Below are 11,267 nucleotides of genomic sequence, written 5' to 3' on the forward strand. Positions count from 1 at the left end.
GCGATCGAGCCTGGGGCGACTATCCAGGACATCACATTAATCATCGTTCAGGAACATCAAGTTCGCGGTTCGGCACACTTCGGAAAAGCGGGATAGACGACCTTGTATGGGTCCGAACCGGGTTCGAAAACTGCTGAGATGACCCGACGCATCGCTCTCATCCTCGCCCTGGCGCTGGCCCTCGTGGCCCCCGCCGGGAGCGCCTGGGCCACCGCCACCGCCAAGCCGGACGTCCTGCTCAGCTGGACGCAGCCCACGGCGGCCAGCTACGCCTCCTGGAACGCGGCCCGGCTCGACCGTGGCCCCTGGCAGGAGTACGGCTTCGACTGGTCGACCGACGACTGCTCGGCCAGCCCCGAACGCCCCCTGGGCTTCAATTTCACCGTCGCCTGCCGGCACCACGACTTCGGCTACCGCAACTACAAGGAGCTGGGGACGTTCCGGGCCAACAAGGCTCGCGTCGACGACACTTTCTATGCGGACATGAAGAGGGTCTGCGCGCGGCACCACATCGCCGTGCGGGCGGCCTGCTACACCGTGGCCTGGACCTACTACCAGGCCGTCCGCGTTTTCGGCTCGGTCGGCTCGGTGCGTCAGGCCGAGCTCGACCGGGCGGCCGCGATGATCCGGGAGAATTAGCCGCGCAGGGTCTGGGCGAAGCGGGCGGCGCCGTCCTGGAGGTCGGGGTGCTCGACGGCCAGCGCCATCGCGACGATCCGGTCGAACCCCAGACCGACCCCGTCGGCGTACGCGACGTCGAAGGCGGCATCGCCCAGAGCCGTACGCAGGGAGAGCTGCTGGGCCGACCAGAAGCGCCCGAACATCTCCGTCCGGCGGGCTCCGCGCGCCGCCTCGGCCCCGCCGAACAGCACCGCGGCGGTGGCCGGGTCGCCGCCCATCGCGCAGCGCACCGCGATGGCCGCCACCGCGTCGGCTGCGGCACCGCTGAAACCGTGCCGCAGCCGCGAGCGCAGCGCCACCACGAGGTGGTCGTGCGCGGCCACCAGGTCACCGCGACGCAGCGCGACCATGCCGAGCAGCCAGTCGACCGTGCGCCGGCCACGGTGCTCGGGGCAGCTCGCCTCGGCCTGCCGGGCCCCGCCGAGCAACTCGGCCGCCCCGGTCAGCTCATCGCGATGCCAGAGCAGCTCGGCCAGCGCGATCACGGCCGGCAGCGCCGACTCGGCCACCCCGCAGCGCTCGGCCTCGGCGATCACCTCACGGCACAGGCGCTCGGCCTCGTCGTACCGCCCGGCCTCGATCAACGTGCTGCGGTGCCCGGCCAGTGAGCGCACCAGCAACGCGTGGTCCTCCTCGGCGCGGGCGATCCGCTCGGCCCGGTCGAGGAAACGGGTGCGCTCGGTGCGGTCGTCGGCCAGACCGGCGTGCACCAGGTGGGCGTAGGCCAGCATGACCGGCTCGACATGCACCCCGTCGAGCCGCTGGTAAAGACGGGAGAGCAGGTCACGTCCTTCGGCGGCGCCGCCGTGCTCACGCCACCACGGGTCGAGGGCCAGAGCCAGGCGCAGACCGGAGCGGACACTCCCCCGGTCGGCGGCCCAGCGCAGGGCGGTCTCCCACTCGGCCACGTACGGGGCCAGCTCGGTCAGTGAGGTCGTCCGGGGCTGGCCGTCGGTGTCCACCACCACGGTGTCCAAGGTGTGCAGCGACCAGGCGACATGCCGGTCCCGGGCGGCGCGTTCGTCACCGGCCGCGGTGAGACGCCGGGATGCGTACGCCCGCACCTGACCCGAAAGGCGGTAACGGGGCCCCGGCACGAGCTCGATGAGCGACTTGTCGGTCAGCTCGGAGAGCGCGCCGATGGCCTCGACCCCGCACCACTCGACCGTGCCGAGGTCAACCGTGCTCGCGAAGACGGCGAGGCGGCGCAGCAGACCGGCGGCCGGGTTGCTGAGTGTCCGATAAGACCAGTCCAAGTTGGCGGTCAGGCTCTCGTGCCGGTCGCCCGATCCGTCCCCGATGGGGTCGAGGGCCGCGAGCGGGTCGTCGAGGCGGGCCGCCAACTGCGCCGCCGAGAGCGAGCGCAGCCGGATCGCGGCCAGCTCCACCGCCAGCGGCGAGCCCTCCAACCGGGCGGCGACCTTGGCCAGGTCGGCGTGGTCCTCGATCGGGGCCGCCCGGCCGCCGCGCGCCTCGGCGGTGCGCTCGGAGAGCAGAGCGAAGACGTCCGCGGGCGACAGCGACGGGATGTTCCAGACGAGTTCGCCGGGCACGTTGAGCGGCACCCGGCTGGTCACCAGCACGTCGAGACGGGGGCAGCGGGCGAGCAGCCGGCGGATGAGGGTCGCGCACGCCGCCGGCGCGGCGTCCGCGGTCTGCAGGACAAGGAGCATCTGCCGCTGCCCGCAGTGCTCGAGCAAGGTGTCGAACACGGGACGGCCGGGCTCGGTCCGCACGCCCACGGCCGCGGCCATCGCGGCGGCCAGGTCAGCCGGGGCGGCTTCCGCGTCGAGGGTCCAGACCCCGTGCGGGTACGCGTCCAGGAGCTGCTCGGCCGCGGCGAGCGCCAGCCGCGTCTTGCCGGACCCGCCGGGCCCCGCCACGGTGACGACCCGGCGGTTGCGCATCAGGGTGGTGAGGTCGGCCAGCTCGGTCCGGCGGCCCAGGAAGGCGGTCAGCGGGACCGGAAGGTTGTGGACGGCGGCGCCCGGGGCGCGCGGCGCGGGAAAGTCGCGTTCCAGGCCGGAGGCGAGGATCTGGAAGAGACGCTCGTCGTCGTCGAACCCGCGCAGGCGATGCGGACCCAGGTCGAGCAGCTCGACATCGGAACCCGGCGTCGGTGGCGCGGGCTCGCCCAGACGCGGCCGCGGCACGGTCAGCGCGAACGGGACAGGCGCGCCGGAGGTGAGGACGGCCAGCATCGTCGCGCCGGAGCAAAGGATCTGTCCGCCATGCGCAGCCGAGGCGACCCGCGAGGCCCGGTGGACCTCGGCGCTGGCGTACTCGCCCCCGACCGGCCGGGCCGGGCCGGTGTGCATGCCCATGCGGACCTTCGGCGCGACCTCCACGCTGGGCCAGTCATGTGCGGACAGTTGCCGTTGAGCCTCCACACAGGCCGCGATCGCGTCAACCGGGTCCGAGAAGGCGATGAAAAAGCTGTCACCCTCGGTGAAGAGTTCGACACCGCCGAAGTCACTCAACGCGGATCTCATCACGGAGCGGTGATCACCGAGAATCGAGCCGTAGTCGTCACCGAGCATCCGGGCCAAGCGAGTCGAGCCTTCAATGTCGGTGAACACAAAGGTCACCAGGCCACTCGGTAGCACGGTCGGTCCCGACACGGTTGAACCTCCGCCCCCTTTGGGAAGTCGCGTATCATGCTGACGTATCACAGCGTCACCGGCCATCGTAGGAACGGACAGTGACCGTCGACCCGCCACGGCCGACCCCGGACGAAGGAACTGTCCGGTTGCGTACAGCACTACGCGTGACGTAACGAAATGGATCGAGCTGAGTCACGCCGCAGTCGGCCAGTTCCGGCCACCCTTTCGGCGGTCCCCGCAGGGGGCCACCTGTGCGACGCCCCGGACCGGTAGACCGAGTCGCTTGTCTAGCCGTTTCGCGCAGCTAGATCATCATATTTCCGACGGTCCTGCCGGAGGTCGCACCAGCGGTCCGCCAAAGGAGAAAGATCAGCCTCGCGATGACGTCATCCCACGATCCGGGAGACCGCGCGCGAGTCCCCTGGCGTCGGCCCGGGCGGTGGCCGTCCGGGCTGGGTGTCAGGGCATGCGCCGCCGGACAATGGGGGACGTCGGGCCGGCTGACCCTCCCGCGGGTGACCCGGCGAAGCTGTGGGTGCGGCTTGCCGGGTGCGTGAGGGACGGGGTGCCCGGGCGGCTTGATCGGTCCGTGACCGGGCGGCTCACCGGGTGCGTGCCGATCTGGTCGGCCGGGTGCGTGACCGAATAGGTCGGCCGCGTGCCTGCCAAGCAGCTCAGTTAGATGCGTGACTAAGCAGGTCGGGGCGGGTGCGATGACCGAGCAATTGGGTCAGGGACGATCACCGAGCAGGCTGTCAGTGGCGTGACCGAGCAGTCCGGCCAGAAGCGATCACCCAGCAGTCCGGCCAGAAGCGATCGCCCAGCAGCCCGACCGGTGGCGTGACCGGCAGTCCGGCCAGAGGCGCCACCAGCAACTCACCCTGGAGCGTGACCGAGCAACTCAGACGCGTGCGTGAGCGAGCATTTTGGGTGGGTGCGCTCAACCGAAAGAGCCGGCCAGATGCGTGACCGAGCACTGTGCCGATGCGATGACCGAGCAGTCCGGCCGGATGCGTGACCAAGCGGCATGCCGGGTCAGCAGCAGGCGCCACCGCCACAACAACCGCCGCCCGCGGCCGGGGCGGCCGGGCCGGACGCGGCGGCACCGCCGCGACCGGTCACAGAGACGGCCGACAGCAGCTTCACCGTGTCGGCATGACCCTGAGGGCACGCCGAAGGGGCGGAAGCCTCGCTCATCGGCCGGTTGACCTCGAACGTGTCGCCGCACGCGCGGCAGCGGAACTCGTAACGCGGCATGGGAGCAGCGTAGGGCCTCCGACCGGCGGTGGGACAACCAGCCGGTGCGTTCATGCGCCAGTTATCCACAGGCGTCAACACGGGCCCCTCCTCGCGGGCCCCGGTTGGGTAGTGTCGTCCGCGTGGTGGAGCGGCAGGAGAAACCGGTGGCAGGGCCCGAGCTGAGAGCTGCGGCCCCACATGAGGGCGGCCCGCTGGCGAGCTCAGGCGCGGCTCCTCTCGAAAGCGCAGCACCACCGCCCGACGCCGACAAAAAGCCTGCCGCGCTAGCTGGTGACACCAAAGAATCAGCCACGTCGCCGACCGACAGCAAACAGCCAGCCGCGTCTCCGACCGACAGCAACAAGTCGAGCGCGTCGCCGACCAACAGCGACCAGTCGAGCGCGTCGCCGACGTACGGCAGAGAACCAGCCGCATCCCCGGCCGTGCCGGCGGCTGACGGTGAAGAGCCGGCACTTCCTGCTGCCGACGGTCACGAGAAGGAAGCCGCGGAATCGCCCGCCAAGGCCGCTGACAGTGCGAGCGACTCAACGAACAAGCAGGCCGCGATTCCACCGGTCGCCACTCCCGCAAACGCGACCCCCACGAACGCGAACCCTGCGAACTCAACTCCCACGAACGCGAGCCCTACGAACGCGAACCCTGCGAGCTCAACTCTCACGGGCGCGCCCCCTACGAACGCAAATCCTGCGAGCTCAACTCCCACGGGCGCGCCCCCTACGAACGCAAATCCTGCGAACTCAACCCTCACGGAGGCGAGCCCTGCGAACTCACCTCAGACGGGCACGGCGGCTTCTGGCGCTGACTCGAGCAGCAGCAAGTCGCTGCATGACCCGGCACAAAGGACCGGCGACAGCCTGACGTCCACCAATGCAACACCGGGAACTCAGACGGGCCCGCCGCCAAGCGGGCCGGCGAAGCTTGGCGCGGCCGGATCTGATGCGACGGCGGCGGCGGGAACGACGGCGGCCGGGACAGCACCGGCGGGAACGACGGCGGCCGGGACAGCACCGGCGGCGGGAACGACGGCGCCTGGGACAGCTGCGGCGGGAACGACGGCAGCCGGGACAGCGGCGGCGGGAACGTCGGCGCCCGGGACAGCGGCAGCAGGAACGACGGCGGCCGGGACAGCGGCGGCTACTGCTGTGGCTGTGCGGAGGCCGGGGCGGTTGCGGCGGGCTGCGCCGGTTCGGGCGGTGGGGCGTGTGGGGCGCAGCACTGCGGCCTGGGCCAAGCGCCCGAGTGGGCGGCTCATCGTCCCCGCGGTCATCGCCGTTTTGTTGCTGGGGGCGGCGGGCACGGCCGGGGCCTATCTCGTGCCGGAGGCCCTTCAGTCGGCGCCCTCACCGAGTGCCACGCCCGGGTTCCCACTCGATGCCGCCGGTGGCCTGCCCACGGCGGGCCAGTCCGGCGGGGCCCCCGGTGGATTGCCGGGCGGGCTGCCGGGCGGGCTGCCGGGGACCGTGGGCGGCGGGCAGCCAGGCGATCCGGGGGCGGTGCCGGGCGGCGTCACGGGTGGACTGCCGGGCGGCACGGGCGGGGTCACCGGCGGGCTGCCTGGTGCGACCGTTCCCACCGGGGCGGTGGGTGCGACCGGTGGGCCGGCGACCGGGGTGCAGACGGGTGCTCGGCCGGCCGATGCGATGGCCAACTGGGCCGGGCCGATGGGCACCCGGCTCGGTATCCCGGTGGTTGCCATCCAGGCGTACGGCTACGCCGAGCTGGTCCTGCAGCGCACCACCCCCGCCTGCCGCCTGAGCTGGACGACCCTGGCCGCGCTGGCCAAGATCGAGTCGTCGCACGGGGCGGCCAACGGGGCTGTTCTCTCCACCGACGGCACGGCTCTTCCGCCGATCTACGGGCTGCCGCTCGACGGTAAGGGCGGCCGGCAGTTGATCCCGGACACTGATCGGGGCGCGCTCGACCAGGACACCACCTATGACCGGGCCGTGGGGCCGCTGCAGTTCATCCCGGCGACCTGGAACTCCTACAAGGTGGACGCCGACAACAACGGTGTGGCCGACCCCAATGACATCGACGATGCGTCACTGACCGCAGCCACTTATCTGTGCCAGGGCGGGCGCGACCTCACCAAGCCCGATGCCTGGTGGGATGCGATCCTCTCGTACAACGCGGTGCGGCCGTACGCTCAGAAGGTGTTCGACGCGGCGAACGACTACGGGCGCCGGTCGCGGAGTTGATACCGATTCATGCACGCAGAGTTACCGATCCTACACATTTACGGTCGGAGCACTTCCCAGACGCTGCGCTTACCGGCAAGCTGTACGGGTGAGGGTGCGTGAATGGGATCCCCGGGCCGCCTCGGCGGCGGAGATCCGGTCGCTCGTGGAGACGGTGAACACCGTGCTCGCCGCCGACCTCCCCGACGACCCCCCGTGGGTGGACGGTCAGGTCCGCGACTATCTCGCCGAGACGATGCCCGGTGAGCGGCGGATCAGCTGGGTGGCCGAGGACGATCGGCTCCCCGAGGGCGAGAGCGAGATCTTCGCTCACATCAGCATGCTGCTGCTCGGTGACATCGGCGTGCTCGAGGTCATCGTGCAGCCCCGCCTGCGACGGCGCGGGCTCGGCCGCCAGCTCATCGCCGTGGCGGCCCGCCGGGCCTACCTGGAGGGTTTCTCCACCATCGGTGTCGAGGCCATCGGCGGCACCCCGGCCATCGCGTTCTACGAGGCGCTCGGGTTCGAGCGGGAGTTCATCGAGACCCGCAGCGTGCTGACGCTGTCCAACGTGGACTGGCCGGCGCTGACCGTCATGTCCACCAGCATCGGCGCCGGCTATCGGGTCGAGTTCCACCCCGGCGGCCCGCCCGAGCACCTGCTCGAGGCCTATGCGCAGGCCAAGCTCGAGGCGCCCGACGACGAGGACGACCTCGACCTGGCCCCTCGCTCGTCCGACCCGCAGCGGCTGCGCGACTCGCTCGACACGCTGCACAAGCGCGGCCTGAAGCCCTACATCGTGCTCGCCCTGCACGACGAGACCCAGGTCGTCGCCGGCCTGACCGAGGTCGTCGTCCCGGCCCATCACCCCGAGCGGGCCGACCAGTACGACACGATCGTCGTGCGCGACCACCGCGGCTACGGCATCGACCGGGCGATCAAGGCCCGCATGCTGTTCGAGCTGCGATCGGCCGAGCCCGGCCTGCGTGAGGTGCAGACCTGGAACGCCCAGCACAACGAGTCGATGCTCAAGGTCAACGCTGAGCTGGGTTATCAGGCCGACCGCGACTGGTACGAGTACGGTGCCGACGTCGCGCAACTGGTTCAAAGCTTGGAGTCCATCGACTAAGCTCAACCTCCTGCGACCGGACGCCCGACCGCCGGTCCGCCGTGGAGGCGCCGTGCTGGGTCACCGGATGTTGCCGCTGCTAGCTGTGGCCGCCCTACTCGTTCCCGGCACCGCCCACGCCGCCGCGGCGGACGACCCGCTCACCGTCGGCGCCGTGCAGGGCCCGACCGCCCGATCCCCGTACGCCCCGGCCACCGGCAACGGCTCGAGCGCCGCGAAATATCAGGTGCGCGGCGTGGTCACCCAGCTCACGCTGGCCCACACCAGCGCCGGCGCCGAGCAGCACGGGTTCTTCCTGCAGAGCCGCCGGAGCCTGACCGACGGCGATCCGGCCAGCTCCGACGGCGTCTTCGTCTTCCTCGGCACCTTCACGACGCTGATCGGCGGCTACACGCCCCGGGTGGGCGACGAGATCGTCGTCAGCGCGCGGGTCGCCGAATACTTCAACCTCACCCAGCTGACCAGTGCCGAGTGGGTGTCGACCATGGCCACCGGCCTCGACGTGGCGGCCGAGGTGCGCATCGACGACGCTGTCCCGCCGGCCGACCGGGCGGCGGCCGACGCCTTCTGGGAGCAGCACGAGGGCGCCCAGCTCCGGGTGCGGGCCGGCGCCGGCGTCGTCTCGAACACCAAGACGTACGCCTCCACCCAGGACGCCGAGGTGTGGCTCGTCGACCGGGACGACCCGTTGCTGAAGCGGGCCGACCCGTACGCCCGGCGGGTCTTCCGCGACGCCCATCCACTCGACGACGTGCCCGGTGCGGCCGACAACGGCAACGGAAACCGGATCATGCTCGGCCCGCTGGGCGTCAAGTCCGCCGGCCGGGCGCTACCGCCGGCGCGCACCTTCGACACGACCACCGGCGACGCGATCGGCGGCGTCTATTACGCCTTCAACAAGTACGGCATCCAGGTCGCCGGCGTCGCCTTCCGGGCCGGCGCCGACCCGGCCGCCAACCAGCCGCCGCGCGCCGCCGACCGCCGGCGCGAGGTGGCGATCTCGACGTTCAACGTGGAAAACCTGTACGACTTCCGCGACGACCCCCACGACGGCTGCGATTTCACCGGCAACAGTGGCTGCCCGGGCGTCAACCCGCCGTTCGACTACGTGCCCGCGAGCCAGGCCGCCTACGACACCCGGCTCGCCCGGCTGGCCCGGCAGGTGACCGCCGACCTGCACAGCCCCGACCTGATCCTGGTGCAGGAGGCCGAGGACCAGGACATCTGCCGGGTGGTGAGCAAGACCCTGACCTGCGGCCCGGCCGACAACGCGGACGGCCGGCCGGACACGTTGCAGGAACTCGCGCTGACCATGAGCAAGACCGGCGGCCCGGCGTACGAAGCGGCGTTCGACCGTAGCGGCGCCGACGCCCGCGGCATCGTGTCGGCGTTCCTCTACCGCACCGACCGCCTGTCCCTCGCCCCGGCCGCCCCGACCGACCCCGTGCTGGGCTCGTCACCGCAGGTCGCCTATCGCGGGACGGCTCTGCCGGGCAACACCGACGTCGCCAATCCGAAGACGCTGAACGCGGTGCTGCCGGCCGACGTCGACCGCTCGACCGGCGTGGACGGCGAGAATGTCTACACCCGAGCGCCGCAGGTCGGTCTGTTCGACGTGCGGGCGGCGCCCGGCGCGTCCGACACCTACCAGCTGTGGGCGGTCAGCAACCACTTCTCCTCGGGTCCCGACACCCGGGTCGGGCAGCGGCGCGAGCAGGCGGCGTACGGGGCGGCGATCACCGACGCGATCGAGGTGGCCCATCCGAACGCGCGGGTGGTGCTCGGCGGCGACCTCAACGTCTTCCCGCGGCCCGACGACCCGACGCCGGCCGAGCCCGGTGATCAGCTCGGCCCGCTCTATGCGACCGGGCTGCACAACCTCTGGGACGACCTGGTCGCCGACGCGCCGTCGTCGGCCTACTCGTATGTCTTCGAGGGGCAGGCTCAGACGCTCGACCAGCTCTTCGTCAACGACGGGCTGCACGGCGACCTGATCGAGATGCGCTCGGCCCACGTCAACGCCGACCACTCGGAGACCGACACGCGGGGGCTGAGCGACCACGACCCGCAGGTGGCGCGGTTCGAGTCGCGAGCCGGGCTGACGGCCGGGGACGCGAGCGTCGTCGAGGGCGACACCGGCCGGGCTCCGCTGATCTTCCCGGTCACGCTCACCCGGCCGCTGACCACGGCGTTGACGGTCTGTGCGGCGACCGTGCCCGGTCCGGCGACCCTGCCCTATGCCGACTACGACCCGTACCTGGGCTGCCGGACCATTCCGGCCGGCGCGACCAGCGTCGGCTTCCCGATCCAGGTGCGCGGCGACCGCCTGCGCGAGCGCGACGAGCAACTCACGCTCGAGGTGGCCGCGCTCTCTCCCGTACGCGTTCTGGACGGCACCGGAACCGGCACCATCAAGAACGACGACTAGAAACGGTTGCGCAGCATCTGAGCCACTTCGGTGGCCCAGTAGGTCAGGGTGATCTGGGCCCCGGCCCGCTTGATCGAGGTCAGCGACTCGATCATGACGCGCTCGCGGTCGATCCAGCCGTTGGCCGCGGCCGCCTCGACCATCGCGTATTCGCCGGAGACCTGGTAGGCCGCGACCGGCACGGTGACCCGCTCGCGGATCGCCGCGATGACGTCCAGATAGGGCAGAGCCGGCTTGACCATGACGATGTCGGCGCCCTCGGCCACGTCGAGGTCGACCTCGCGCAGCGCCTCGCGCAGATTCGGCGGGTCCTGCTGGTATTGCCGGCGGTCGCCCTGCAGGGTCGACTCGACCGCCTCGCGGAACGGGCCGTAGAACGCCCCGGCGTACTTGGCCGAGTAGGCCAGCACCGAGACGTCCTGATAACCGGCCTGGTCGAGGGCCTTGCGGACCACGCCGATCTGGCCGTCCATCATGCCCGACGGCCCGACCATGTGGACGCCCGCGTCGGCCTGGGCGACCGCCATCTGCGCATAGAGCGCAAGGGTGGCGTCGTTGTCGACCGACCCGTCGGCGGCCAGGACACCGCAGTGCCCGTGCGAGGTGAACTCGTCGAGGCACAGGTCGCCCATGACAACCGTGGAGTCGCCCACCTCGGAGATCAGGTCACGGATGCCGACGTTGAGGATGCCGTCCGGGTCGAGACCGCACGAACCGGTCTCGTCCTTGTTCGCGTTCTCCGGCACGCCGAAGAGCATCAGACCACCGACCCCGGCGCTGACCGCCTCGTGGGCGGCCTTGCGCAGCGACTCCCGCGAGTGCTGCACGACGCCGGGGAGCGAGCTGATCGCCCGCGGCTCGGTCAGCCCCTCCTTGAGGAAGAGGGGCAGGACGAGCTCGGCGGGCGCCAGCCTGGTCTCCTCGACCAGGCGGCGCATCGCCGGGCTGCGCCGCAGACGACGCGGACGGACATCCGGGTACGACATGAC

6 protein-coding genes and 2 pseudogenes are annotated in these 11,267 nt (G+C 71.3%); 4 read left to right on the forward strand and 4 right to left on the reverse strand.

From position 1 onward, the window contains the following. Positions 1 to 138: 138 nt before the first annotated feature. Positions 139 to 639 carry a phospholipase gene (locus NAG42_RS03970; protein ID WP_250027963.1) on the forward strand — a complete coding sequence of 167 codons (501 nt, stop codon included), beginning with the start codon at positions 139 to 141 and terminating at the stop codon, positions 637 to 639. On the opposite strand, the gene NAG42_RS03975 is transcribed toward NAG42_RS03970, so the two are convergent. The 3 genes from NAG42_RS03975 to NAG42_RS03985 all read right to left on the reverse strand — a co-directional run bounded on the left by NAG42_RS03975 (position 636) and on the right by NAG42_RS03985 (position 5,292). Beyond that, on the reverse strand, positions 636 to 3,302 hold the full coding sequence (locus NAG42_RS03975; protein WP_250027965.1) for an ATP-binding protein: 2,667 nt from the start codon (positions 3,300 to 3,302) through the stop codon (positions 636 to 638). The genes NAG42_RS03970 and NAG42_RS03975 overlap by 4 nt on opposite strands. Before the next feature lie 1,017 nt (positions 3,303 to 4,319). Then, the gene (locus tag NAG42_RS03980; RefSeq protein ID WP_250027967.1) at positions 4,320 to 4,541 is read right to left on the reverse strand and encodes an FmdB family zinc ribbon protein; all 222 of its coding nucleotides are present in this window, start codon (positions 4,539 to 4,541) and stop codon (positions 4,320 to 4,322) included. Positions 4,542 to 5,013: 472 nt separating this feature from the next. After that, positions 5,014 to 5,292 (reverse strand): hypothetical protein, encoded by a 279-nt coding sequence (locus NAG42_RS03985; RefSeq protein ID WP_250027969.1) that lies wholly within the window; start codon positions 5,290 to 5,292, stop codon positions 5,014 to 5,016. Positions 5,293 to 5,995: 703 nt separating this feature from the next. On the opposite strand from NAG42_RS03985, the pseudogene NAG42_RS44795 reads away from it, so the two are divergent. The 3 genes and pseudogenes from NAG42_RS44795 to NAG42_RS04000 all read left to right on the forward strand — a co-directional run. Continuing rightward, positions 5,996 to 6,742 (forward strand): annotated as a pseudogene (locus NAG42_RS44795) (lytic transglycosylase domain-containing protein); the annotation flags it as partial. A gap of 88 nt (positions 6,743 to 6,830) precedes the next feature. Continuing rightward, complete coding sequence (locus NAG42_RS03995) at positions 6,831 to 7,850, forward strand: GNAT family N-acetyltransferase (RefSeq protein WP_250027974.1); 1,020 nt, start codon at positions 6,831 to 6,833, stop codon at positions 7,848 to 7,850. Between the two features lie 139 nt (positions 7,851 to 7,989). Further along, a pseudogene (locus NAG42_RS04000) lies at positions 7,990 to 10,278 on the forward strand (lamin tail domain-containing protein); the annotation flags it as partial. Here the strand turns inward: NAG42_RS04000 and hemB are convergent. Continuing rightward, positions 10,275 to 11,264 (reverse strand): porphobilinogen synthase, encoded by a 990-nt coding sequence (hemB, locus tag NAG42_RS04005; RefSeq protein ID WP_250027977.1) that lies wholly within the window; start codon positions 11,262 to 11,264, stop codon positions 10,275 to 10,277. The pseudogene NAG42_RS04000 and the gene hemB sit on opposite strands and share 4 nt — an antisense overlap. Between the last annotated feature and the right edge of the window lie 3 nt (positions 11,265 to 11,267).

It is taken from the genome of Paractinoplanes maris (assembly GCF_023544465.1).
Classification (GTDB): domain Bacteria; phylum Actinomycetota; class Actinomycetes; order Mycobacteriales; family Micromonosporaceae; genus Actinoplanes; species Actinoplanes maris.